We start from the raw sequence: 23,447 nt of genomic DNA on the forward strand, positions 1-23,447 counted from the left end.
TTAATAAGAAAGGACGTCACAACATGATTCAACGATTTATAGAATTAGGTGAAGGATATGGAGATGTATTTGAGTTATGTGAACTCGCAAAAACCAATCAACACCGAATCCATCACGCGTTTATTTTGCACGGAACAAAAAATGACAAAAAAAGTGTCTCCTTGGCTTTAGCACTGAAGCCAGCAGGAGACGTGCCTTTTATTCCTATCTATATTTGTCGAGAAGGAATAGATTTTAGAGAACCAAAAATGGAAAGACAACTGGCATTTGAAAACGTGCTAGCTGATCTTGACGTGACACCTGTTACACTCGAAGTCAAACATTCCAGCGAATTTGGGTCAGTCGATCACTATTATCAAGCCCTCATCGCTATCATGCGCCTGAACCATTTGCTGCCGCCTTTATCATAAGCCAATCTTGTAGTCGTATTCTTTCGCTTTATCGGGTTTGGAGTTTTCATACTCCGTCTTGATAAACGGTCGCTCCGATTCCATAAGCTTTTTCACAAATGGCAGCTTCAGTAATTTAGCAGTTACGGCTTCTACTTCTTCTTGATTGACGTAGATGACTGCGTACTTTAATTTTCTCGATATATAATAGACATGACCATATTTTCGTAATGTCTTTGCATGCTTCAGATGATTGACGAATACAATCAATCCTTGTCTAGGAATCATAGCCATTCCTCACTTTCTAGATTTGCTCAAATTGCTCTTTCGTAGTAAGTTAAGTCTACCACAGCAGGGAATTTCTGAAAACTGAATCACTAGGAGGCAACAGCATGACACGCAAACGCAAGATTGCACTGCTCCTTGCAGCAGCTGCAGGAACTGCTTGGGCAGGAACTAAGGCCCTGTCCAAACCACAACCACGACCGCAGAAACAAGTTTTAGATACAGCATCACCCATCATTTTAGCCCATCGTGGTGGTTCACTAATTGGACCTGAATCCACTTTACTTGCCTTTGAAAAAGCAGCGGAGCTTGGTGTGCATGGCTTTGAAATCGATTTACGCATGACAAAAGATGAACAGATCATCGTGTTCCATGATGATACCGTAGACCGCACAAGCGCTACTTCAGGACGTGTGAGCGATATGACATTAGAGGCTATCCAAGCAATCGATTTTAGCGCAAACTTTGAAGGACGCGAGCAGTTCACAGAACAAGAACTGGAAAAAGCTCGCATCCTCACACTAGATGAATTGCTAGAGCGGTTTCCTTTTATGTACATCAATATGGATATGAAAGATGCCCCTTCTTCTTATGAGGGTTCTCTGATGCCATCTAAACTTTGGCGAATCATTGAAGAAGCGGGTGCTCTTGACCGCGTTGTCGTAACGAGCTTTTATGATGAACAGATTGACCGTTTTAATCTGTATGCGCAAAATCGTGTCGCTCTAGGGGCTGGAGAGAAAGAAGTTCGCAAGGCCTATACTGCTTATACAAGCCAGTTCAAACATCTCTATCATCCTAAAGCAGATGTCTTCCAGTTGCCGGTGAAACATAAATCGATTCGCTTAGATTTAAAAGGGTTTATTGAATTCTTGCATTCTTTAAACATCAAAGTGCATTACTGGACGATTGATGAGGAAGAGGAAATGCTGCGGCTTGTGAAACAAGGAGCGGATGGAATTGTTACCGATCGCCCAGACCTTGCTATTGAGACGCTTGAAAACAATACAAAATAAAAAAGCCCCCGAAGGGACTTTGCATTAGGCTGAACAGGCACAACCTCCGCCTGTTCCACAGCCGGTGCCGCATGAGCCTGTCGCACTCTGGAAAAAAGGATTGCTGACAGGTACTTTAATATCTTGAGATACAGCATGGGCGACTAGTAAACTGATTTCATCCAACAAATCCTGGACATCGTTCTCAGCAGCTTTTAATTCGGCTACTTGAGGCAACAAGTCCATCTCTCTTTTTTTAATCCGGATCTGTGTATTGATCGTTTTATAGTCAGGGTGGTATTTCCCGAAGCGCTGTACTTCTTCATACGTCTCTTTCAGACGTGAAAATTCGTGAACAACTTTGGCCACTTCAGGAGTCGAATAGACGTCTTGATGGGCTTTATGATAGGCAGATACGATAGCTGAATGCATGAAGAGTTCATTCAACTCATCCACACTCTCAAAAATATCGATCCAATCTGATGACATCTGCATGATGATCCCTCCCGTTTCATCATACCAAATTTTGATAAAGGGGCAAACCGAGATGCAATCTACAACTTCTATTCAACACTTTTACGAGACCGCTTCTGCTACCGAAAAAGAGCTACTCGACCAATTTGTTCAAGGGCTAGAAAAAAAACGACAAGGCGTTTATAGCACCTATGTGAATGCAGCGTTTCAATTCGATATTTCATTCCCAGAAGAGACATGCAAAGTGACAATGCCGGTCACCCCGATGACTACGAATTCGTTCGGTATGCCTCACGGGGGCGTTATTGCAACACTGATCGACAATGCGATGGGATTCCTAGTGAATAAAGACTTACGTCCAACCGGCAAAGGTGCGGTAACTACCAATTTGACGATCCACTACACGAAGGCAACAACTGAACCATTCGTTTATAGTGTAGCTTCTTATTTACATAAAGGAAGCCAGACAATGGTTTTAGAAGCATCAGCTTATGATTCTAGAGACCGCCGCATCGCTTACGCTACAGGATCTTTCTTTGTGATTGATCTTCCCACTCGATAACCACTTTTAGATCACTATACGGAATGTGCAATCGCCGAAATTCGATAGAACGTTCATCGCCTTTTCCAACTATAAAAATCGTCTGATTTTGTGAAGCCACCTCTAATGCGTACCAGATTGCCACTCGCCTATACGGCATAACGAGTGCGTCTGGTGCGCATTTTTGCATATCTAAAATAGGTTGCAAAGCATCTACATTCGAGGGTTGTCGAGCGTAAGAACCACTAAAGAGGCGAGACGACTAGCAATCTGCGCCATCTCACATCTTTTGAGTCTGTTGCGGTCTCCTCCACAGCCTAAGATGACCATTCGGTCTCCTTGGAACCGAATTCCTAGTGTCCCTAAAGTAGCGACTGAACAAAGCTTCGTGTGCGACAGGATTGAAGAAATGGTAGAGAATAGAAATTTGTTCGCAAACAGTAGAAGAGTTTCCGGTCACCATCATTCCAGGGTTTCACTTTCTTTCAGAGGATGGTCTCTTAAAAACATTTGGACATGGCGGTAGTGATTTCACAGCACTCCTCTATGCTGCCTACTTTGAGTGCGAAGCATTGTTTTATAAAGATGTTCCAGGAGCTTATTATCCACTAGGCTTTGCAACGCTCGTTCAGTCTTTAAATCACAATCAACAATGCGAACTGGAAGTATTACAACAGCAAGCAGCTGAATTTGCTAGACAAAAAAATATACCACTCTCCATCATGTCGTTTCAGACATCAGAAAGTGGCACGCTTATTCGGTCTCCGGTTCCGAAAGCTCTATAAAATTCTGTGTATAGAACTCAGAGAAGACACCGATTCCTATATGAGTGTAAGAAGATTCTAAGATGGTCTCTCTATGTTCTTTCGAGTTCATCCAACCGTTAATTGCTTCTATGGGATCACGGTAAAGAGCCGCGCTGTTTCCGCCGGCTTTTTTAAATGGGATTTGGTACTCCTCTAACTTGTCTTCGTATTTAGAGAGCTCAAACTCTCCTTGCATGACTGTTTCACTTTTAGCAAGTTCTTCACTATAGTTACGTGCAATCTCTGCAAGTGATGGATAAGGTAGTAGCGGTTCTTCACCATGTCTCAATCGGTAAAGATTGGTAAGATCCATCAATTCTCGTTCTGCAGCTCGGTCTACAGCATTTTGGATGGATGAGGTCGGATAAATGGTCTCAATCATCTCACCCTCATAATACGTATCATAAGCTCGGTGCTGCAACAAAACTTCTGGAGTGATGAAGCGCACCCCTTCTAATTCGTTATCAAATGTGTCTATATAGAGTTGTGCAAAAATGCCTTCATATTGGACTAGGATCCGCCGCTGAGTATCCGCTGGAGTTAGGGAGAAAACGTACGAACTGTCTCCAAGCTCAATACCAATCTCAGGTAGTACAATGGTGAAGCGGTAAATATCATCTAAACTTTGACCAATTTTGTATGGTGTGACTTTGGCATTTTCACCTGCTGAATACACTTGATTGATGATACCATCCTCAACTCCAACCATTTGGTAGCTGTTTAGACGGTCCTTATAAATATGCCACTCGTAATTATAGAGAGAAGGTTCGATTCGTTGCGCCTCTCCGTAAACCGCTTTCCACGCGTCGATGGTCTTTCCTACAAATGTAGAGACTCCTTCTTTCGGTCGAGAGAAAACATTGTAATCAGGTGTTGTCTCTGTCAGATTTTCTTGAGGCAGGACTTGTCCTGTCTGTCTTTCTTCTGTTAGCAACTCATTTTCTTGTACTGGCCGATCAAATAGGATGAAAGCAAAGATCACAATGGCAGTGGCAATAAATAGTTTAGCTAGATTGTTCATTTGCTCTCACCTCTTTCTAGTTTCAGTATAGCAGGGCTCCCCTTTCTGACACAATGTTGTCATTGCATCCAGGGCTTTTTTCCGCTACTATTAAGTAGAAGAAATAGGGTATTTACCTTAAGGAGGGTGTTCCATGTATTTTGAAAATACTGGTCTAGAAGGCATGGTAGTAGATTTAAATCTACTGGATGACATTATGAACAAGCATGGAATGGTACGTGCTGGTGCATGGGACTATGAGCGTGCTACGTATGACAAAAAATTTGTAATTCGTGAAGGCACATATTACCTTCGCGTATTCACGTATACAACAGATGGCGACGTTGGTGCACATGATGCAATGATGACGTTAATGAAACCTGTTGTAGGTAAACACTATTATCCACATGGTGTGGAGTATGGTGAAGATGAAGTGTTCCCAAAACACTTACTTAAATCATGTGAACAGACACTTGCAGCGATTAAAGCAGAGCTACACGCATTTGAAATTCACGCATAATTGAAAGAGAGTAGACTGAGCTCTACTCTTTTTTATTACCTAAATAAAGGAGCGCCTGTAGTGAAAGTGAAACGATTTGATCGTCCTCTGATACGCAATACGGTCATCTTCATCATTTTGGCCATACTTGCTTTTGTCATTCTGCCTGTTTCGGTTCCCATCATTTTGGCTCTTTTAGTAGCCATATTTGTAGAACCACTTGTTGAATTTATTCAAAATCGCTTCAAAGTTACCAGAAAGACTTCCGTGATAATAAACTATACAGTGACATTTGGTTTGTTCATTCTATTGTTCTACTTTGTGATTACATCTTTGATTGCACGAGTTATTGATTGGTCAAAAGCATTTCCTTCGTATTTAAATGACTTAGGTGGCATCTGGATCAATATTCAAAGCAGAATGTTCGATATGACACAAGGTTTGCCACTAGAAGTCGTCAACTCCATTCAAAAAGAAGTGGATTCCACTCTCTCAGACATTCAAGAGTCTTTATTAGCCATCGTCAATTATGAAAACATTACGGCTCTCGCAACCGAGCTACCTAGCTTACTTGTTAGCTTTATCGTCTTCTTAATTGCATTGTTCTTATTCATGCTTGATCTCCCTATGCTACGAGGAAAGTTTTTCCGCTACTTCTCAAACGAAACAGCAGATAAAATCCTTTTTATGTATTCAGGAATTAAACGAGTCATCTTTGGGTTTATGAAAGCTCAGATTTTAGTGAGTTTCATTATATTATTTGTTAGTTTGATTGGCCTTTATATCATTATTCCGGAATATGCACTCGTCATGTCGATTGTGATTTGGATCATTGATGTCATTCCAATTTTAGGATCTATTATTGTCTTGGCACCTTGGGCTATCGGAGCGTTTGCTATGGGCAACTTTGCGCTTGGTACTAAACTTTCGATACTGGCTGTCATCTTATTGATTATCCGCCGTTCTGTGGAACCAAAAGTAATGGGTGCTCAAATGGGCTTGTCTCCATTAGCAGTTTTAATTGCCATGTTTATTGGTGCGAAACTTTTTGGACTTGCTGGATTCATTGTAGGTCCATTAGTAGTCATCATTTTTACTACGGCTAAGGAAGCCGGCATTATCAAACTTGATTTTAAACTGTAAAAAAACCTTTCTGAACGATATGTTCAGAAAGGTTTATTTTAATTACCAAGTATAGCTTTAAATACAGAAGTGGTTTCTCCGCCTTCATAAAATACATATAGTAGCATGTATACAGCTACACCAGTAATGGCTACGAAGAACCACACTACCGATGTGATAGGACCCCATTTACGGTGTTTCTCGATGTTGTTTTTAAGTCCCAAGTAAAGTGTCGTCAAACCGAACACTGCACCTGTAGTAGCTAGAATAATGTGGAAAATTAAGAACAGCGTGTAATAGATTTTGATATCATCTGGTCCACCAAACGCGGTATTTCCAATAAATAGCGTTCGTGATACATAGATTATGAAAAACGTTAGCGCAGACACAGCAGCTGCAAGCATAGTCTTTTTATGAGCTTCGATTTTGCGTTGTTTAATAAAAGCCCATCCGATGGCTACAAGTACTGCACTTAAAACGATAAAAAATGTACTGATCGTTGGTAGTAGTGGTAACGACATAGTTGCTCTTCCCTCAATTCCTTAAGCTTTTGTTTGCAAGTCACGGAGTGCTTGTTCCGTAATTTCATCTGCATTTTCTTGTTCATTTTTATACCAATCAAAGAAAACACTAGATAACAGCACTGCATAAATCAGTTCTTGAATAATTTTCATGATGATACCACCAAGTTGTTGGTCTTCAATAGCTGACATAGCAGAGAATAACTCGGGACCTGAAAGAGACAGGCCGGACAACGTTTCGGATGGTACACAGAGCTCCATAGCTTTTAGCCAAGCATCAGCATCCGTATAAGTAGCATACATCGGGTTACTAGCAAAAATAATCAGAGCACAAGCGGGTGTAATCAAAACAGCACTTCCGATAATAAAGCCAATCTTTTTTAATCCGTGTAATGTCTTTTGATTTCTTGTCACATCAATGACCGACCACCACATGAAGAAGGCGGTTAGAAATAAGGCAAATGTGACTGCAGTATGCAAAGCCTCACTCATCTTAATTTGATCTAATACCATAGGGATATGGTAAATGGAAAAGAATGCACTAAAGACAATCAAAGCAAGTAGCGGTTTCGTGACAAAATTAAATAGACGCGCGAAGGTTTGATTTCTAAACATACCTTCCCAAACCCACCAAGGAATTCCCTTCATTAGCAGAATAGGAATTAACAATAGTAAAATTGCCATCTGAGCCATATGGACTGAGAACATGATGTGACCTAGCAAATCAATTGGTGAACCTTTAACGATATAGAGTAAGATGATTCCGCTTAGAAAATAGGCCTTCTCTTTCGTCCCGACTGGCTCTGACTCTTTAAAAAGAGAACGACCAGATCCTATCAAATAGAAATAACCAATTACAACGAGTAGTAGTATATAAATCAAATAAGGGCTCCAGTTAGCTACGAAGCCAAAAGTCGATAATGACAAGGTGGACCACCTCTCCTTAAGTATGTCGCTACTTGTATTATAGCCTTGCCCCAAGTGAACATTCAATGAACAGAGCGTGAACAATATTATTCCATAATAAAAAGGGCCCCAGAGGGACCCCCTTTTGATTACCACCATACAATCGTTAAGAAAGTAATAACGAATGTGAATCCGAACAACGCACCGCTATAAAGGAAAAACGCAGGCATATTGTGGCCTTTTTCACTCATGTGCATGAAGTAGTAAAGTTGCAACACAACTTGTATTGCAGCAAGCAACAAGATGACTGGACCTACGTAATAGGCAGACATTCCAGCTGCAACCGCGGCAAAAGCGATAAATGTTAAGAAAATCATGATTGCAAATGTCACAACTTGCATTTGCATTGTCTGTGAACGTTTACGACGCGCATATTCATATTGCGTCTTATTTTTTGCAACCACTACATGTGTATCGTGACCCATCTTAACTCATCACTCCCATCAAGTATACTACTGTGAAGATGAATACCCACACAACATCGATGAAGTGCCAGTATAGTGAAGCAGTATAGTATTTTTGAGCCGTGTAAATTGATAATCCACGTTTTGCATTACGAAGCATCAACAGGATAATCCATCCTAATCCGATGACTACGTGCAACCCGTGCGTTCCGACTAAGGTAAAGAAGGAAGAAGAGAACGCACTTTGTGAATAAGTGAAACCGATGTGTACATAGTGATAGAACTCATAAATTTCTAGAGCTAAGAATCCAAATCCAAGAAGGACCGTAATGGCCATCCACGTTTGAACACCGCGGAAATTAAAGTTTTTCATATGGTACATTGCATAAACAGATGTCAAAGATGAAGTTAATAGTAACATCGTCATGACAAAAACTAATGGTAGTTCAAACAAAGACTGTGTAGTAAATTCCATACCTTCAGGTCCTTTGTTTTTAAGAGCCAAGTATGTTGCAAACAAACTTGCGAACAGTACAGTCTCTCCACCAAGGAATAGCCAGAAGCCTAAGAATTTATTCTTACCTTCAAGATTTGCCGTTTCCGGATGTTCCGGCCACGTTTGAGGGGTATATTTCACTTCTTCAGCCATTAGTAGTTACCCCCTTTGTGATCCATTAAATCTTCTTTATGAATGTGATACCCGTGATCATCTTTCAATGAACGAGTAGCCATAGAAGCTAATGTAATACCAAGACCGATGACTAGGACTGGCACAGCCCAAGCCTTTTCCCCATTGTATAATGCACCAAATGCTGCAATGAATAATCCAAGTGACATTACGAAAGGAATGAACGAGTTGTTTGGCATGTGAATATCGCTAAGTGGCTCAGCATAACTCATACCTTCTTTGTTGCCTTCTTGTTTTTCAATCCAGAATGTATCTAGACCACGAACAAGTGGTGTACGTTTAAAGTTGTAGAATGGCACTGGTTGTGGAATCGCCCACTCAAGTGTGCGTCCATCTTTCCAAGGGTCATTTCCAACTGGAACGTTTTTCACTGTAGTCATCACAATGTTGATTACTAGTACGATGACACCGATTGCCATCAAGATTGCACCCATTGAACTGATAAAGTTGAATAGATCCCATCCTTGCCCTTCAATAAATGTGTAAACACGACGCGGCATCCCCATTAGACCTAAGAAGTGCTGAATAAAGAATGTTGCGTGGAAGCCTAGGAAGAAGAACCAGAATGTAATTTTTCCTAATTTTTCACTTAACATTGTGTTGAACATTAAAGGCCAGTACAAGTGAAGACCAGCTAAAATCGCAAGTACTACTCCACCAACGATTACATAGTGGAAGTGAGCTACGATAAAGTACGAATCGTGCAGTTGATAATCAAGTGGTGCAGCTGCCTGCATAACACCTGTTACCCCACCTGCTACGAACGATGGAATGAATCCAAGCGCGTATAGCATTGGTGTAGTCACTTTAATGCTACCGCCCCAGATAGTAAGTAGCCAGTTAAAGATTTTAACACCAGTTGGAACAGCAATAGCCATTGTTGCTACAGCGAAGATTGCGTTTGCTGTTGGCCCAAGACCTACTGTGAACATGTGGTGAGCCCATACCATGAATCCTAAGAAACCGATAAGAACAGTTGCGAATACCATCGCTGAGTAACCGAATAGACGCTTACGTGAAAAGATGGCAAAGATTTCAGAGAAAATACCGAAAGCCGGTAAAATCAAGATGTATACTTCCGGGTGACCAAAGATCCAGAATAAGTGCTCCCAGATAATTGTGTTTCCACCCATAGTGTGATCAAAGAAGTTGGCTCCAAACATGCGGTCAAAGATCAAGAAGAATAGACCGATTGTTAATGGAGGGAAAGCGAAAAGAATTAGTGCAGATGCGACAAACGTAGTCCATGTAAATAGTGGCATACGCATATATGTCATACCAGGTGCACGCATGTTAATGATTGTTACTAGGAAGTTGATCCCGGCGATATATGTACCTGCCCCGGAAATCTGAAGTCCAAGCGCATAGAAGTCAATACCATGACCTGGAGAATACAAGGATAGAGATGCATAAGATGTCCACCCTGCATCAGGTGCCCCACCCATGAACCAAGATAAGTTTAGGAAGATTCCACCGAAGAAGAACAACCAGAAACCAAGTGAGTTTAGGAATGGGAATGCTACGTCACGCGCTCCAATTTGCAAAGGAACAACGGCGTTCATATATCCAAATAATATCGGCATGGCTGCAAGGAAAATCATTGTCGTACCATGCATGGTAAGAATTTCATTATAAAGTCCGGCACTTAAGAAGCTGTTGTCCGGAACAGCTAACTGGATACGGATCAACATTGCCTCGATACCACCGACAACGAAGAAGAACCCACCAGATGCTAAATAAAGGATGGCAATCTTTTTATGGTCTACGGTAGTTAACCAGTCCCATAAAGCAGAGCCAAAGCCTTTTTTCTGTGCGATTGCGCTCACAGTTTCTACCTCCTTCGACTATTCTCTATTTTCTACAGATAAGCCCATTAAATACGCCGCTAAAGCGTTTAACTCTTCATCCGTTAGGTCTGGATAAACAGGCATTAAATTGCCCTCTTTGTACTCTTGAGAGTTTTTGATCCAACCTTTAAGGTTTTCTTCGTTGTGCTCTAAGAAGCCAGCAATACGGTTACGGTCGCCAAAAGTAGCTAAACTTGGTCCTCGTTGATTTGCTGCTGCAACACCAGAAGTTGCGTGACAACCAATACAGCTGTTAGATACAAATAATTGTTCTCCTAGATCTTCCGACTCTTCAGATGGAGCAGGAACCTCTTCTTGAGCAACTGCTACCCACTCATCGAAGTCTTCAGGGCTTAATGTTTTTACTTTGAAGTCCATCAATGCGTGTGATGGTCCACAAAGCTCAGCACATTTACCATAGAACACACCGTCTTTTAGGCCTTCTGATTCTTTATCAAACTCAAGGTAGAATTTGTTTACGTTTTCAACATTCGTATCTAATTTACCACCGATAGATGGAATCCAGAATGAATGTTTCACGTCTGCTGCTTTTAAGTTAAAGTACACTTTCTCTCCAGTAGGAACAACCAATTCTTGAGCTGTTACGATGCCAAGATCCGGATACTCGAATTCCCACCAGTAAAGTTTCGCAGTTACATTTACTGTCAACGCTGTTTTATTTCCTTCTTCATCTACTTGCTCCATGCCACTAACTTCAGCTTGTTTGTATGTCAACCAAACTGTAGGTACTGCAAGGATCAAAAGCAAGATGATTGGAACGATTGTCCAAACGATTTCAAGTTTCGTGTTTCCTTCCACTTGTTCAGGAATTGTATTTTCCCCAACTTTTGAACGTCGGAACTTCATGAGTGCCAATACATAGATAACAACAACGACAATAATTACAAAGGTCATGATTGCTGTTGAGAGAATCAACAAATCAAATTGTTCAGATGCAACTGGACCTCGTGGAGTCAAAGTTGAAATTTGCTCTTGGCCACAAGCAGCTAAGAAAAATACAAGCGCTGCTAGCATTGAAAAGAGTCGCCATTTTTTTAGCCCTTTCATCATCGCTAAATCAAACCCCACTTTCATAGTTGTAATGTTTTCAATTTCGGTGTGCTTGCTCTAACAACCCAATTAGTTATATGAAGATTGCAAAGATAACAATCGACACAAATAAGATTGTCATGTAATTAAGAGAGTAAACAAACATTTTGGTTGCCCACTTTAAGTCATCTTGTGCTTTATAACCTGCAATTGCAAGCCACAGCCACCCTAGATTTAAAGCAGTCGCTAAGATCAAAAACCCTGTTCCTAATGAACTTAATAAGAACGGCACTGGGAGCAGTGCAATAACCCATAGCAACATCGACAATTTTGTTCGTTTGAAGCCTTTAATTACAGGTAGCATCGGAATGTTTGCTGCACGGTACTCTTCAGTACGCTTCATCGCTAGTGCATAGAAATGCGGTGGTTGCCAAATAAACATAATTAAAAATAATGCCCAAGCTTCCCAGCCGATGACCGGTTCAATCGCTGCCCAACCAATGATTGGTGGGATAGCTCCTGAAATACTTCCTACTACCGTATTGCTCACATATTTCCGCTTCGACCACATAGAGTAGAGCACGACATAACTAATGATGCCGGCAAGTCCCCAAACACCAGCAGATGTAGATGCCATAAATAACAATAATTCGCCTACAACGAGTAAAGTTAGAGCAATAGTCAGAACCATTGAACTAGAAAAACGACCTGTTACTGTGGGACGTTTACGTGTTCGTTTCATGATTGGATCGATATCTTGGTCAATCCAGTTGTTCATAGCTGCAGAGCCCGCTATGATGAATGCCGAACCCCCAATTGTCAGCAGTCCTAGATCAAATTCCTGTATAAAGCTGCGTCCTGTCAGTTGAAATGCCAACCACATCCCTGTGAATACCGTAATCAAGTTGGAATTGACGATTCCAATTTTAATTAGCGCTAGGAAATCTTGCATCCACGTAGTCGATTCAACAGTCGGCTCTGAAGTAGCAGCAATTGTCGTACTGTTCGACATGTTGCGCCTCCTTTCATCAATGTAAGCATAATCTGCTACTCTTAACTATAACTAAAATCCACATAGATTTCTAGCTAGTTCCGAGAATTTCACAATTTATGGCCCACACCATCATTTTGTCGTAACAACTTAATAGTAATGGATTTCCTTCTAGGAGTTGTGAAGAGGAAGGTACGAATTTATGAACAAACTGTGAAATAACAAAGGCATCTTTAGAGAGACGGGGTGTTGACGTTGTTTTTTAGCCGTAGGTTCGCTATTATCAAAGAGCAGATATGGTAGAGAAATGAAGGTGAAGTAGTGAAAATACATCCATTATTAAAAGTACTTGCTGTTCTTTCCACTTTAGGGATGCTGCTAATTCTATTAGGCGGTGCTCTAGTTACTAAAACTGAAAGTGGACTTGGATGCGGTCGTAACTGGCCTGACTGTAATGGGAACCTTATTCCTAAAGAAATTACAGCAGAAGTTCTGATTGAGTTTTCCCATAGAGCCGTTACACTTGGTGTCAGCGTCCTCATTTTGGCTCTTGCTATCTGGTCTTGGAGAAAGATCGGTCATGTGCGCGAAACAAAATTTTTAGCATTTATCTCCGTGTTCTTCTTAGTGTTACAAGCTCTTATCGGAGCTGCACAAGTTCTATGGGGACAAGGTGACTTTATATTAGCTTTACACTTTGGAATCTCCTTGATCTCATTTGCAGCAGTTTTCTTACTAACACTTCTTGTTTTTGAAGTAGATAAGAAATTTGAAACAAATAAGATTTCTATTGACCGAAAACTTCGCTTACATACGATTGGTGTGACACTTTATTCGTATGTTGTTATTTATACCGGGGCTCTCGTACGACACACGGATTCTAGTCTGGTTTGTCGTGACTGGCCACTTTGTCGCAATGATGAATTTGGACTTCCAACGAATATGTATGAATGGGTTCAAATGGGCCACCGTGTTGCAGCTGCAGCCATCTTTATTTGGTTGCTGTACATCATGATTTATGTCATTAAAAACTACAAGTCACAAAAAGTCATTTACTACGGATGGATCATTGCATTTACTCTTGTAGCTCTTCAAGCAACTACTGGAATGCTATCGGTACTCACTCGTTTGAACTTGTTTGTTGCTTTGTTCCACTCATTATTCATCACGCTATTGTTTGGATTGCTTTGTTACATGATTCTTCTTGTTTCCAGAAGTCGTGCAAACTACCATCGTGAGTAAGAAAAAAGCCTGTCAGCTAAATCCGCTGACAGGCTTTTGTTATCCTTTTTCGATTTCAATCAACAGATCTCCCGGAGAAATGGCTTCTCCTGCGACTACATGAATCTCTTGAATGGTTCCGTTAAATGGTGCTTGCACCGTCGTCTCCATCTTCATCGCCTCTGTAATGAGTAAGTGTTCCCCACGCTTCACTTTGCTTCCTTTAGCTACTGCAACTTTCAATACAGTACCTGGCATCGTAGCACCGATATGCGAGTCGTTTCCTGGCTCGATTTTGCGACGTGCTACATGGCTCACTTCTACATTCATATCTTGAATATAGATTTCACGTGGCTGACCGTTCAGCTCAAAGTAAATAGTCCGTTGCCCTTCTAGGTTTGCATCACTAATAGATACAAGCTTGATCATCAACGTCTTCCCTTTTTCAATCTCCACTTCGATTTCTTCACCAAGTTTCATTCCGTACAAGAAAGTCGGTGTATCAAGCACAGAGACGTTACCAAATTGATCGACCGTTGTACGGTACTCATCGAATACTTTTGGATAGAGTAAGTATGCTAACACTTCATGGCTGCTGACAGGACGTCCAATCTTCTTGAATAACTCTTCACGAACCTGTTCAAAATTAGCCGGTTCTAAAAGTTCACCTGGTCGCACTGTGATTGGTTTGCGATCTTTCAGAATGACTTGCTGCAATTCTTCTGGGAATCCTCCGTACGGTTGTCCGATATACCCTTCAAAGAACTCAATTACAGAGTCTGGGAAGTCGAGTGATTTTCCTTTTGTCAGTACGGTATATTCATCTAAATCATTTTGCACCATGAACAACGCCATATCCCCTACTACCTTTGAAGAAGGCGTTACTTTTACGACGTCTCCAAACAATAGGTTCACTGATGAATACATGTCTTTGACTTCTTCCCAGCGCTCGCCTAGACCAACCGCCTTGGCTTGCTGTTGAAGATTCGAGTACTGACCACCAGGCATCTCATGCACGTAGATTTCAGAATGAGGGCTCTTCATACCACTCTCAAAGTCACTGTAGTATTTACGAACCTCTTCCCAGTACTGTGACAATGCTTCTAGCTCTTTTACATTGGCACGCACATCTCGGCCGGTTCCTTTAAGAGCATAAGCAAGTGAACTAGCTGAAGGTTGTGAAGTCAATCCACTCATCGAACCTAGTGCCGTATCGACGATGTCTACGCCAGCGTCGATAGCACGAGCGTACAAGAACACACCATTTCCGCTTGTATCGTGTGTATGCAAGTGAATCGGCAGAGTTGTTGTGTCTTTTAATTCACTGATCAATCGATAAGCAGCTTCCGGCTTTAGCAGTCCTGCCATATCCTTTATAGCTAAAATATGAGCACCAGCTGCTTCAAGTTCTTTCGCCATGTCTTTGTAGTATTGCACCGTGTATTTTTGACGGCTGTCATCCAAAATATCTCCAGTGTAACAAATCGCCGCTTCTGCTAACTTCCCTGCTTGGCGAGTTGCATCAATAGCCACTTCCATTCCTTTGATCCAGTTCAAACTGTCAAAGATTCGGAATACATCGATTCCCGCATCTGCAGACTTTTGAACAAATTCGCGGATGACGTTATCCGGATAGTTCTTGTAGCCAACTGCATTCGCACCGCGCAGGAGCATCTGAAACATGACGTTTGGAATTTTTTCTCGCAATGTCAAGAGGCGGTCCCACGGATCTTCTTTCAAGAATCGGTAAGCAACGTCAAATGTCGCTCCGCCCCACATCTCAAGAGAGAAAGCATCTTGCATGCCATGCGCCGTTTGATTGGCTATCTGGAACATGTCGTAAGAACGGACGCGAGTGGCAAGTAAGGACTGGTGCGCATCACGGAACGTTGTATCCGTTAGTAATACATCGTCTTGTGCCTTGATCCACTTGATGACGCCTTCAGGACCTTCGGCATCCAGCAATTGTTTGGTACCACTTAACGACTTCACATCAAATTTCTGATCCGCTTTAGGTGGTAAGTGGAACACTGGCTTTGGCTTTCGCTCAATACCTGGGAAGCCATTGACACTGATGTTCCCGATATAACTAAGTAATTTTGTCCCCCTGTCTTGTCGAGACGGGAATAAGAACAATTCTGGCGTTGTATCGATAAAGCTTGTATTGAACTTCCCTTCGATAAAGTTAGGGTGTTTCACCACGTTCTCTAAGAATGGAATATTTGTTTTGATTCCGCGAATACGGAATTCCTGTAAGTTACGGTCCATCTTGGCAGCCGCTTCTTTAAATGTCATGCCCCATGTCGAGACTTTGACTAATAAGGAATCGTAATAAGGAGTGATGACTGCTCCTTGGAAGCCGTTCCCCGCATCTAATCGGACACCGAATCCTCCACCTGAACGGTATACCATCAATTTCCCTGTGTCTGGCATGAATTGATTCAAAGGATCTTCTGTTGTAACGCGAGATTGAATGGCAAAACCAAACAACGGTATCTCATCTTGTGCTGGAATTCCCATTTCTTCGATTGTCAGGCTCATCCCTTGAGCAATCTTGATTTGTGAATGCACAATATCGATCCCTGTAATCATTTCAGTAATCGTGTGCTCCACTTGGATACGTGGATTGACTTCGATGAAATAAAAATCGTCTTCTGTTACTAAGAATTCCACTGTTCCTGCATTGATATAGCCAACATTGTTCATTAATTTCACAGCCGCATCACAAATTTCTTGTCGCAGCTCTTTGCTTAGCGCGTTAGATGGTGCAATCTCGACGACTTTCTGGTGACGACGCTGAATGGAACAATCGCGTTCATATAAATGAATCAGGTTCCCGTGGCGGTCCCCTAAAATTTGAACTTCAATATGCTTTGGTTTGTCTACAAATTTCTCTACATACACTTCGTCAGAGCCAAAAGCCGCTTTGGCTTCTGATTTTGCACGATCATATGCTTCTTGTAAATCTTCCTTGGTTGGCACAACGCGCATGCCTCGGCCACCGCCTCCAAGAGCTGCTTTAATCATAAGTGGATAACCGTATGTATCACCAAATGCCTCGAGCTCTTCCATCGACTTTATTGGTCCATCACTTCCAGGAATGACAGGAATACCTGCTGCAATTGCTTGTTCACGTGCTTTCACTTTGTCACCGAACATATCCAAATGCTTAGACGTAGGCCCAATGAAGATGATCCCTTCTTCTTCACAGCGTTTAGCAAACTCAAGATTCTCGGATAAGAACCCGTACCCTGGGTGAATCGCGTCAACACCAGCATCCTTGGCAATTTCAATAATGTTTTCAATATCTAAATACGCATCAATTGGCTTTTTGCCATCCCCCACCAGATAAGATTCATCTGATTTAAAACGATGAAAAGATCCACTATCTTCTCGTGAATAAATGGCTACCGTCCGAATTCCTAGTTCCGTACATGCACGGAATACTCGAATTGCGATTTCCCCTCGGTTTGCCACTAAAATCTTGTTAATCTTGTTCACTTTTCATCGCCACCCTTTGTTTATTTTTTTGATTTCTCGTAACGTGCGAACATCGAGACGTTCATTAAAATTCCAAGTGCTGCTGAAAATAAAATAAGAGCTGTTCCTCCGTATGAAATAAACGGAAGAGGTACACCTGTAAGTGGAATTATTCCTAACATCCCACCGAGGTTTACAAACGTTTGGAAGCCAAAAATTGATGCGATCCCGGCAGCAATCATCCGGCCATGTGGGTCGCGCCCTGTCAAAGCAATCGAGAGGCCTTTAAAAACCAAGAAGAAAATTCCGGCTAGTATAATGACGACTCCGATAATTCCTAATTCTTCCGCAATCACTGCCATGATAAAGTCTGTATGTGGCTCTGGTAGATACCCGTATTTCTGATTTGAATTCCCGAGTCCTAGTCCAGTTAAGCCACCTGAACCAATAGCCAAATAGCCATTGACGATTTGGTATCCAAAGGATTCTTCATACGCAAACGGATTAAAGAAAGCCTCTAGGCGCCCCAATCGTCTCGGTGTAATAATAGTGTCCCTAAAAAAGTATAGCAAAATACCAATTATCAGAAAAGCGCTAATAATTAGTCCAAGGAGTTTTGAGAACACTCGGAACTGAACTCCACTAGCGACAATAACTGTAATACAAACAAATGTAATGATCATTGAGTTCCCTACATCCGTTTCGAGCATGATCGAACCGACGGCAGCAGCCATAATGATAATTGGTGGATAAATAGAGTTAGTTAAATCATTCAGTGTTCCTTTTTGAATCTTTTTGGCAAACAAACTAGAAAAATACAAAACAAGCACTATTTTAGCTACTTCTGAAGGCTGTAAATTGAGGGGGCCAATGTATAACCAGCTTTGAGATCCTGCCGCTCCACCACTCCCAATAAAATGCACCAGAATCAGTAGCAAGAACATCACACTGACCATCGAGATCATAACGAACTTGTTTTTGAAGTGTTTATAAGGAAATAAAGACATGATGAAAAAGACAGGAATCGCTAAGAAAAGGTTTGTTTTTTGTTGCTGGAAAAAGTGATCAGGAGCCCAATCATACCGTTCCACAGCCCAGTAAAACGAGGAACTGTAAATCATGACCAGTCCGAAGACGACAAGTACTAAATAAACAAATGCGATTGAAAAGTCTGCGTGATGCAAATACCGTTTTAAATAAGTTTTCATGGATAACACACCTTGTTGTTGTAAGAATTTTTCATGATGCACACTTTCATATAGTAAAAAAACTCAAACACGAATTGTTTGAGTTCATTTACGATCTGTATACGTTTCGTGAAGTAAGGACATCTCTTTTTCAAGAGACGCGAGAATTTCTTTTCCTTCTTCGCGTTGAATTAATCCAAGCTTTACCGCAAAATCGATTTCTCGAGATAGACCAAACATCTGTGTATCTAACACCTCTTCGTAAAGAGGACATTGTGGCATCGTCAAGTTATCTAGCTGTACCTTAATCAATTGTGCAATCTTATCTGCATCTGTCTTAAGTAGAGATAGCGCTTTGTCTCGATACGACTGCTCCATCTGTAGATCCATATGAGGACGCCCCCATCTAAAATTTCTAGTTTACCTTATTAAAGTGTATCTTTCTGCTAGTAAAATTGCAAGTAGAGACCGTACACCTCTAAGGAAAAATACTTTGTTTCCATGTTTTTTCAAGGTATACTTACATCAGATTAGAGATGGAGGGAACGCATAAATGGATATGATTATTCCGGTAAAAGGTGCCGTAAAGTTTCCGATTACCATTGATCCCACCGTGTGGATTTTTGATGATCGTAAAGTAGATATCGAAGAATTTTTCGGAGGCCACTACGAAGAAGTGGATGCAGACGATACTTATACAGACGTCACATCGAAACAATGGTCTCGTGAAATCACAGAAGGCGCGGTCTTCCCACCGACGCTAAAATCCGAAAAAAAATATGAGCGCACAAAGCTTTTAACGAACTCCTATGCCATGCCTTTAGAAACGTTTATTTTAAATTCAGAACCAACAGCAGAAGCTAAAGAACTCGTGGTTGAAACGAACGGTCAAGAGGAGCGTTTTTCATTGTCTGAACTTCCGAACCTCTTAGTTCAGTTCAGTCAAGAAGGGAAACCACTACGAGACGATGGGCCAGTCTACATCTTGTTTAAGGACGGTAGCAACTTAAATTCGCCACTTAAACACGTTAGTGCGTTTCGGGTAGAATAATATGCGTGTAAAATGCGTTATTTGTGACCGAATCGACCGTTTAGAGGACGACCTACCTCTTGCAAAGAAATTGCGCAACCGACCTATCACGACTTATATGTGTCCAGATTGTTCGGAACGTATTAAAGACAATACTGAAAAACGGATTGCGACGGGCAATTTTCGGTTCTTCCGGAGCTCTCATCCTGCAGAACAAGAATTTTAGACAAAGGCAGTTTCTCATTGAGAAACTGCCTTTGTCATTTTATATCGCGTGCAGGGGAAGCGTTCCGCGGGCTGAGCCAAGGTCTCAGCTCCCGCTTTAATCCCGCTGGAGTCAACCCTGCACTCTTCTGATAGTATAAATCGCTCCTATTTGTGGCGACACATTCTAATTCTGTCCCAGACTCTTATTGGTTGAGCGGGCGTTCTTCAACAAATTTGAATTTTCTTTAGACAGAATTGAAATTCTTAAACGCAAATTACAATTCGCTTTAGACAAATTCTCAGTTATTTTCGACCGAACTCATTTCATACAAAAACCTCGGAACCAATTTGGCGCCGAGGTTTTTACTATGCGGCTGAGCCTCGTTTTTCAAGGCGCATCCGGATTTTATAGATGATAAGAATCAAGGCAGCTACAATCAGCCCTTCGACAATCGGTAAGAAGAATGCCAAGAACGTCAAAACGAGACACCCGATAAATAGGAATAGATAGATCACAATGTTTTGACCTAGGCGCAGACGTTTCGCAAACCCCAGCTTATAAACGAGTACGGATAGCGCAAAAATGATGGCAAATAACACATAGCCTGCTACATCATAGTTGGGCATCTGTTCGTAGATAAATCGAGATAGCGCGGACATCCGTCCAAAGACAAATTCTTGCTCTTCCACTTAGAGTCTCCCCTTCCTAGGATTGCTCAGCGTACTTTTGTTTCTTCGCGATGCGCTCACGTTCGTTCTTATCAAGAAGTTTTTTACGTAAACGGATAGACTGAGGTGTGATTTCACAGTACTCGTCATCGTTCAAGTATTCTAAAGCTTCTTCAAGAGTCATGATACGTGGCTTTTTGCGAGTCGTTGTTGCTTCTTTATTGGCAGAACGAATGTTGTTAGCAGCTTTCACTTTTGTGATGTTGACTGTTAAGTCGTTGTCACGAGTATGCTCTCCTACAATCATCCCTTCATAAATATCTGTACCTGGCTCAACGAAGATCGTTCCACGGTCTTCAACACCAAGAATACCGTACTCAGATGCTTTACCTGTCTCCATAGAAACAAGAACACCTTTAGAGCGTCCACCAACGCGGCCTTGCGCCATTGGCTGGTAGCTATCGAATGTGTGGTTGATGATTCCGTATCCGCGTGTAAGCGTCAAGAAATCAGTTGTATATCCGATCAAACCACGAGCAGGTACCATGAAGATCAAACGAACTTGACCTGATCCATTGTTGATCATGTCAAGCATTTCACCTTTACGTTCACCCATAGATTCGATAATAGAACCTACGTGCTCTTCAGGAATATCGATTTGAACGCGTTCTACTGGCTCCATACGTACGCCATCGATCACGCGAACGATAACTTCTGGTTTTGACACTTGGAGCTCAAAACCTTCACGACGCATGTTCTCGATTAGGATCGACAAGTGAAGCTCACCACGACCTGAAACGATCCAAGCATCAGGAGAATCTGTTTCTTCTACACGTAGTGAAACATCTGTTTCAAGTTGTGCAAGTAAACGCTCTTCGATTTTACGAGCTGTAACCCATTTCCCTTCGCGACCTGCGAATGGACTGTTGTTCACTAGGAACGTCATTTGAAGAGTAGGCTCATCGATACGAAGGATTGGAAGAGCTTCCGGTTGTTCAATCGGACAAACTGTCTCCCCAACGTTGATATCTTCCATTCCCGATACGGCAATCAAGTCTCCAGCTTTAGCTTCTTGAATTTCAATACGCTTTAAGCCCATGAAACCGAACATTTTTGTGACACGGAAGTTTTTCACTGTGCCATCAAGCTTCATTAGAGAAACTTGTTGACCAACGTTCATCGTTCCGCGGAACACACGTCCGATACCAATACGCCCAACATAGTCATTGTAGTCAAGAAGAGCTACTTGGAACTGAAGTCCTTCGTCGCTGTTATCCACTGGTGCAGGAATTTTTTCTACGATTGCATCGTAGATGACTTGCATGTTTTCTTCTTGATCAGCTGGATCTGAAGACAAACTAGCTGTTCCGTTGATACCCGATGCATAAATTACCGGAAACTCTAATTGCTCATCGTTGGCATCAAGCTCGATGAACAACTCAAGAACTTCATCCACTACTTCTTCTGGACGAGCGAAGTCACGGTCAATTTTGTTTACTATAACGATTGGTTGTAGGTTTTGCTCAAGCGCTTTTTTCAAAACGAAACGCGTTTGTGGCATACAGCCTTCGTAAGCATCGACAATCAAAAGAACACCGTCTACCATTTTCATGATACGCTCTACTTCACCACCGAAATCGGCGTGACCAGGTGTATCTAAGATGTTGATTTTTGTATCTTTATATTGAATCGCTGTGTTCTTAGCAAGGATCGTGATTCCACGTTCTCTTTCAATATCATTGGAATCCATTGCGCGTTCTTCAACATGTTCATTTGAACGGAACGTGCCGGATTGTTTTAACAATTGGTCTACTAACGTTGTTTTTCCATGGTCAACGTGAGCAATAATAGCGATATTACGTAAATCTTGACGAGTATTAGTCATTTTTCCACTCCATATTCTTTTTTCGAGTCCATAACTGTGATATTATAGCACAGATAGGATAGAAAAACATCTCTGAGTTTTTTCCGTTAAGGAGGAAAACATCTTGAAAAATGTAAAATGGATTTTTGTGCTGTATTCCTTTCTCGCGATTTTTGCCATGGCTTCCATAGGAATTGCCGTGTCATTCCGCAGTGTTCCGTTCATTTTGTTAGCCATTCTAGCGCTAATTGTTGTCATGGGACTTGGATTTAAAAAGAAAAAAGAATACCGAGAAAAAGGATTACTAGACTAGAAAAAGCTGCCAACTGGCAGCTTTTTTATTTGATCAAGTAGTCATTGATAAGCTCTTCAAAAAGAGCGGGATTCGCAATGACAAACGGTTGTTTCTTCAGCAAATCGAATGGCTGTCCTCCCAAAGTTCCAGACAGGGCTCCAACCTCGTTTGCAATCACCATTCCCCCTGCGACATCCCAAGCAGACAGTCGCATAGAGAAGTAGGCATCAAGGCGGCCTGTGACCACATAACTAATTTCAAGTGCTGCCGAACCGTAAGACCGAGTCCCACGAACACGTTTGATTAACTTGGCTACTTTTTCATGGTCAATATGGCGGTTGGGTGCTACCCACGATGCATTGACCCCAATAAGACTATCTTCAAATGCAACTGGTTCTAGTGGTTGGAGTTTGACTCCGTTTTGGTAAGCGCCTTGCCCTCTGATTGCAGAGATCATCTCCCCGGTCATCACTTGATAGATGTATCCGAGTTCACCAACCCCATCTTTGTATATTCCAACTGTTATGCAAAAGTTTCGCTGCTGATTGATAAAATTGGTCGTTCCATCTATAGGGTCTACAATCCAAACATATCCATCAAATGAAGTGATGACGTCTCCATTGCCTTCTTCTCCCAAAAGACGGTGCTCCGGAAATTGGCTACTCACGTGATCAACAAAAAATTGTTCTGTCTCAATATCTATATTCGTGACCAAATCGGAAGAAGAAGTCTTTTCCGTTATGGTCATCTGTTTATGTAAAGATTCTTTAATGCGCTCTCCTGCTTGTCTGATGAGCTTTTGTGCCGCTTGATCTAGTGACTGATGATTCATGCGCCTCCACCTTCCTGTCATTTCAGTGTATCAAAAAAAGCACCCTCTGGCATCTAACGTGCAGTGGGTGCTTCACCTATTTAA

Annotated in this window: 26 protein-coding genes; 10 read left to right on the forward strand and 16 right to left on the reverse strand. The window is 41.7% G+C overall.

Annotated elements, in window-relative coordinates; translation table 11 throughout:
- Positions 1-23: 23 nt before the first annotated feature.
- Positions 24-410 (forward strand): DUF7147 family protein, encoded by a 387-nt coding sequence (locus tag CQS04_RS03555; RefSeq protein ID WP_100352805.1) that lies wholly within the window; start codon positions 24-26, stop codon positions 408-410.
- On the opposite strand, the gene CQS04_RS03560 is transcribed toward CQS04_RS03555, so the two are convergent.
- Positions 405-677 (reverse strand): YlbG family protein, encoded by a 273-nt coding sequence (locus tag CQS04_RS03560; RefSeq protein ID WP_100352806.1) that lies wholly within the window; start codon positions 675-677, stop codon positions 405-407. The genes CQS04_RS03555 and CQS04_RS03560 overlap by 6 nt on opposite strands.
- A gap of 104 nt (positions 678-781) precedes the next feature.
- On the opposite strand from CQS04_RS03560, the gene CQS04_RS03565 reads away from it, so the two are divergent.
- Entirely contained in the window at positions 782-1,690 is a 909-nt protein-coding gene (locus CQS04_RS03565) for a glycerophosphodiester phosphodiesterase family protein (protein WP_100352807.1), read from the forward strand.
- Between the two features lie 24 nt (positions 1,691-1,714).
- Here CQS04_RS03565 and CQS04_RS03570 read toward each other — a convergent pair whose 3' ends face one another.
- Positions 1,715-2,164, reverse strand: a complete 450-nt coding sequence (locus CQS04_RS03570) for a YlbF/YmcA family competence regulator (protein WP_100352808.1) — start codon at positions 2,162-2,164, stop codon at positions 1,715-1,717.
- 52 nt (positions 2,165-2,216) lie between these two features.
- On the opposite strand from CQS04_RS03570, the gene CQS04_RS03575 reads away from it, so the two are divergent.
- Both CQS04_RS03575 and CQS04_RS14045 read left to right on the forward strand, forming a co-directional pair.
- Positions 2,217-2,705 carry a PaaI family thioesterase gene (locus CQS04_RS03575; protein WP_165767427.1) on the forward strand — a complete coding sequence of 163 codons (489 nt, stop codon included), beginning with the start codon at positions 2,217-2,219 and terminating at the stop codon, positions 2,703-2,705.
- A 443-nt stretch (positions 2,706-3,148) separates the two neighbouring features.
- Complete coding sequence (locus CQS04_RS14045) at positions 3,149-3,469, forward strand: amino acid kinase family protein (protein WP_425430234.1); 321 nt, start codon at positions 3,149-3,151, stop codon at positions 3,467-3,469.
- Here CQS04_RS14045 and CQS04_RS03585 read toward each other — a convergent pair.
- Positions 3,438-4,511 carry a CAP domain-containing protein gene (locus CQS04_RS03585; protein ID WP_100352810.1) on the reverse strand — a complete coding sequence of 358 codons (1,074 nt, stop codon included), beginning with the start codon at positions 4,509-4,511 and terminating at the stop codon, positions 3,438-3,440. The two genes, CQS04_RS14045 and CQS04_RS03585, sit on opposite strands and share 32 nt — an antisense overlap.
- Before the next feature lie 133 nt (positions 4,512-4,644).
- Between CQS04_RS03585 and CQS04_RS03590 the strand changes: the two genes are divergently transcribed.
- Positions 4,645-5,010: a YugN family protein gene (locus CQS04_RS03590; protein ID WP_094941557.1), complete on the forward strand. Its 366-nt coding sequence runs from the start codon at positions 4,645-4,647 to the stop codon at positions 5,008-5,010.
- Positions 5,011-5,070: 60 nt separating this feature from the next.
- Positions 5,071-6,132 (forward strand): sporulation integral membrane protein YtvI, encoded by a 1,062-nt coding sequence (gene ytvI, locus CQS04_RS03595; protein WP_245858739.1) that lies wholly within the window; start codon positions 5,071-5,073, stop codon positions 6,130-6,132.
- Positions 6,133-6,170: 38 nt separating this feature from the next.
- Here the strand turns inward: ytvI and CQS04_RS03600 are convergent, their stop codons facing one another.
- The 7 genes from CQS04_RS03600 to cyoE form a co-directional block, all read right to left on the reverse strand.
- The gene (locus CQS04_RS03600) at positions 6,171-6,632 is read right to left on the reverse strand and encodes a DUF420 domain-containing protein (RefSeq protein ID WP_100352811.1); all 462 of its coding nucleotides are present in this window, start codon (positions 6,630-6,632) and stop codon (positions 6,171-6,173) included.
- 21 nt (positions 6,633-6,653) lie between these two features.
- Positions 6,654-7,559, reverse strand: coding sequence for a cytochrome c oxidase assembly factor CtaG (ctaG, locus tag CQS04_RS03605; RefSeq protein WP_100352812.1), 906 nt, complete (start codon positions 7,557-7,559; stop codon positions 6,654-6,656).
- Positions 7,560-7,687: 128 nt separating this feature from the next.
- Positions 7,688-8,023 carry a cytochrome c oxidase subunit IVB gene (gene ctaF / locus CQS04_RS03610; RefSeq protein ID WP_094941554.1) on the reverse strand — a complete coding sequence of 112 codons (336 nt, stop codon included), beginning with the start codon at positions 8,021-8,023 and terminating at the stop codon, positions 7,688-7,690.
- Position 8,024: 1 nt separating this feature from the next.
- A complete protein-coding gene (locus tag CQS04_RS03615) occupies positions 8,025-8,651 on the reverse strand; it encodes a cytochrome c oxidase subunit 3 (protein ID WP_100352813.1) in 627 nt (208 codons plus the stop codon).
- Positions 8,651-10,516, reverse strand: coding sequence for a cytochrome c oxidase subunit I (locus CQS04_RS03620; protein WP_100352814.1), 1,866 nt, complete (start codon positions 10,514-10,516; stop codon positions 8,651-8,653). Before CQS04_RS03620 ends, CQS04_RS03615 begins: the two co-directional genes overlap by 1 nt.
- Positions 10,517-10,534: 18 nt before the next feature.
- Positions 10,535-11,608, reverse strand: a complete 1,074-nt coding sequence (gene coxB / locus CQS04_RS03625) for a cytochrome c oxidase subunit II (protein ID WP_100352815.1) — start codon at positions 11,606-11,608, stop codon at positions 10,535-10,537.
- A 73-nt stretch (positions 11,609-11,681) separates the two neighbouring features.
- The gene (cyoE, locus tag CQS04_RS03630; RefSeq protein WP_100352816.1) at positions 11,682-12,599 is read right to left on the reverse strand and encodes a heme o synthase; all 918 of its coding nucleotides are present in this window, start codon (positions 12,597-12,599) and stop codon (positions 11,682-11,684) included.
- A 300-nt stretch (positions 12,600-12,899) separates the two neighbouring features.
- On the opposite strand from cyoE, the gene CQS04_RS03635 reads away from it, so the two are divergent.
- Positions 12,900-13,820 carry a COX15/CtaA family protein gene (locus CQS04_RS03635; RefSeq protein WP_100352817.1) on the forward strand — a complete coding sequence of 307 codons (921 nt, stop codon included), beginning with the start codon at positions 12,900-12,902 and terminating at the stop codon, positions 13,818-13,820.
- 39 nt (positions 13,821-13,859) lie between these two features.
- On the opposite strand, the gene pyc is transcribed toward CQS04_RS03635, so the two are convergent.
- The 3 genes from pyc to CQS04_RS03650 all read right to left on the reverse strand — a co-directional run bounded on the left by pyc (position 13,860) and on the right by CQS04_RS03650 (position 18,856).
- Positions 13,860-17,300: a pyruvate carboxylase gene (pyc, locus tag CQS04_RS03640; RefSeq protein ID WP_100352818.1), complete on the reverse strand. Its 3,441-nt coding sequence runs from the start codon at positions 17,298-17,300 to the stop codon at positions 13,860-13,862.
- Positions 17,301-17,320: 20 nt separating this feature from the next.
- The gene (locus CQS04_RS03645; protein WP_100352819.1) at positions 17,321-18,487 is read right to left on the reverse strand and encodes an FtsW/RodA/SpoVE family cell cycle protein; all 1,167 of its coding nucleotides are present in this window, start codon (positions 18,485-18,487) and stop codon (positions 17,321-17,323) included.
- Between the two features lie 84 nt (positions 18,488-18,571).
- Positions 18,572-18,856 carry an Fpa/YlaN family protein gene (locus CQS04_RS03650; RefSeq protein WP_094941548.1) on the reverse strand — a complete coding sequence of 95 codons (285 nt, stop codon included), beginning with the start codon at positions 18,854-18,856 and terminating at the stop codon, positions 18,572-18,574.
- 163 nt (positions 18,857-19,019) lie between these two features.
- Here CQS04_RS03650 and CQS04_RS03655 point away from each other — a divergent pair, with 163 nt between their 5' ends.
- The gene (locus CQS04_RS03655; protein WP_094941547.1) at positions 19,020-19,517 is read left to right on the forward strand and encodes a hypothetical protein; all 498 of its coding nucleotides are present in this window, start codon (positions 19,020-19,022) and stop codon (positions 19,515-19,517) included.
- A 1-nt stretch (position 19,518) separates the two neighbouring features.
- Positions 19,519-19,722 carry a YlaI family protein gene (locus tag CQS04_RS03660; RefSeq protein WP_100352820.1) on the forward strand — a complete coding sequence of 68 codons (204 nt, stop codon included), beginning with the start codon at positions 19,519-19,521 and terminating at the stop codon, positions 19,720-19,722.
- A 347-nt stretch (positions 19,723-20,069) separates the two neighbouring features.
- Here the strand turns inward: CQS04_RS03660 and CQS04_RS03665 are convergent, their stop codons facing one another.
- Together CQS04_RS03665 and typA are read right to left on the reverse strand one after the other, a co-directional pair.
- Positions 20,070-20,393, reverse strand: a complete 324-nt coding sequence (locus CQS04_RS03665) for a YlaH-like family protein (RefSeq protein ID WP_243370617.1) — start codon at positions 20,391-20,393, stop codon at positions 20,070-20,072.
- Between the two features lie 16 nt (positions 20,394-20,409).
- Entirely contained in the window at positions 20,410-22,257 is a 1,848-nt protein-coding gene (gene typA / locus CQS04_RS03670; RefSeq protein WP_100352821.1) for a translational GTPase TypA, read from the reverse strand.
- Between the two features lie 103 nt (positions 22,258-22,360).
- Here typA and CQS04_RS03675 point away from each other — a divergent pair, with 103 nt between their 5' ends.
- Positions 22,361-22,549 carry a YlaF family protein gene (locus CQS04_RS03675; RefSeq protein WP_100352822.1) on the forward strand — a complete coding sequence of 63 codons (189 nt, stop codon included), beginning with the start codon at positions 22,361-22,363 and terminating at the stop codon, positions 22,547-22,549.
- Between the two features lie 25 nt (positions 22,550-22,574).
- On the opposite strand, the gene CQS04_RS03680 is transcribed toward CQS04_RS03675, so the two are convergent.
- Positions 22,575-23,363, reverse strand: a complete 789-nt coding sequence (locus CQS04_RS03680) for an inositol monophosphatase family protein (RefSeq protein ID WP_100352823.1) — start codon at positions 23,361-23,363, stop codon at positions 22,575-22,577.
- Positions 23,364-23,447 lie beyond the last annotated feature (84 nt).

This window comes from Chryseomicrobium excrementi (assembly GCF_002798305.1).
GTDB lineage: Bacteria > Bacillota > Bacilli > Bacillales_A > Planococcaceae > Chryseomicrobium > Chryseomicrobium excrementi.

What these genes read in the sequence shown, in the direction of transcription:
- CQS04_RS03555 (WP_100352805.1), top strand. Translation starts at nt 24, where the DNA reads ATGATTCAACGATTTATAGAATTAGGTGAAGGATATGGAGATGTATTT.
- CQS04_RS03560 (WP_100352806.1), bottom strand. Translation starts at nt 677, where the DNA reads ATGATTCCTAGACAAGGATTGATTGTATTCGTCAATCATCTGAAGCAT.
- CQS04_RS03565 (WP_100352807.1), top strand. Translation starts at nt 782, where the DNA reads ATGACACGCAAACGCAAGATTGCACTGCTCCTTGCAGCAGCTGCAGGA.
- CQS04_RS03570 (WP_100352808.1), bottom strand. Translation starts at nt 2,164, where the DNA reads ATGCAGATGTCATCAGATTGGATCGATATTTTTGAGAGTGTGGATGAG.
- CQS04_RS03575 (WP_165767427.1), top strand. Translation starts at nt 2,217, where the DNA reads ATGCAATCTACAACTTCTATTCAACACTTTTACGAGACCGCTTCTGCT.
- CQS04_RS03585 (WP_100352810.1), bottom strand. Translation starts at nt 4,511, where the DNA reads ATGAACAATCTAGCTAAACTATTTATTGCCACTGCCATTGTGATCTTT.
- CQS04_RS03590 (WP_094941557.1), top strand. Translation starts at nt 4,645, where the DNA reads ATGTATTTTGAAAATACTGGTCTAGAAGGCATGGTAGTAGATTTAAAT.
- CQS04_RS03600 (WP_100352811.1), bottom strand. Translation starts at nt 6,632, where the DNA reads ATGTCGTTACCACTACTACCAACGATCAGTACATTTTTTATCGTTTTA.
- ctaF (WP_094941554.1), bottom strand. Translation starts at nt 8,023, where the DNA reads ATGGGTCACGATACACATGTAGTGGTTGCAAAAAATAAGACGCAATAT.
- CQS04_RS03615 (WP_100352813.1), bottom strand. Translation starts at nt 8,651, where the DNA reads ATGGCTGAAGAAGTGAAATATACCCCTCAAACGTGGCCGGAACATCCG.
- coxB (WP_100352815.1), bottom strand. Translation starts at nt 11,608, where the DNA reads ATGATGAAAGGGCTAAAAAAATGGCGACTCTTTTCAATGCTAGCAGCG.
- cyoE (WP_100352816.1), bottom strand. Translation starts at nt 12,599, where the DNA reads ATGTCGAACAGTACGACAATTGCTGCTACTTCAGAGCCGACTGTTGAA.
- CQS04_RS03645 (WP_100352819.1), bottom strand. Translation starts at nt 18,487, where the DNA reads ATGAAAACTTATTTAAAACGGTATTTGCATCACGCAGACTTTTCAATC.
- CQS04_RS03650 (WP_094941548.1), bottom strand. Translation starts at nt 18,856, where the DNA reads ATGGATCTACAGATGGAGCAGTCGTATCGAGACAAAGCGCTATCTCTA.
- CQS04_RS03655 (WP_094941547.1), top strand. Translation starts at nt 19,020, where the DNA reads ATGGATATGATTATTCCGGTAAAAGGTGCCGTAAAGTTTCCGATTACC.
- CQS04_RS03660 (WP_100352820.1), top strand. Translation starts at nt 19,519, where the DNA reads ATGCGTGTAAAATGCGTTATTTGTGACCGAATCGACCGTTTAGAGGAC.
- typA (WP_100352821.1), bottom strand. Translation starts at nt 22,257, where the DNA reads ATGACTAATACTCGTCAAGATTTACGTAATATCGCTATTATTGCTCAC.
- CQS04_RS03680 (WP_100352823.1), bottom strand. Translation starts at nt 23,363, where the DNA reads ATGAATCATCAGTCACTAGATCAAGCGGCACAAAAGCTCATCAGACAA.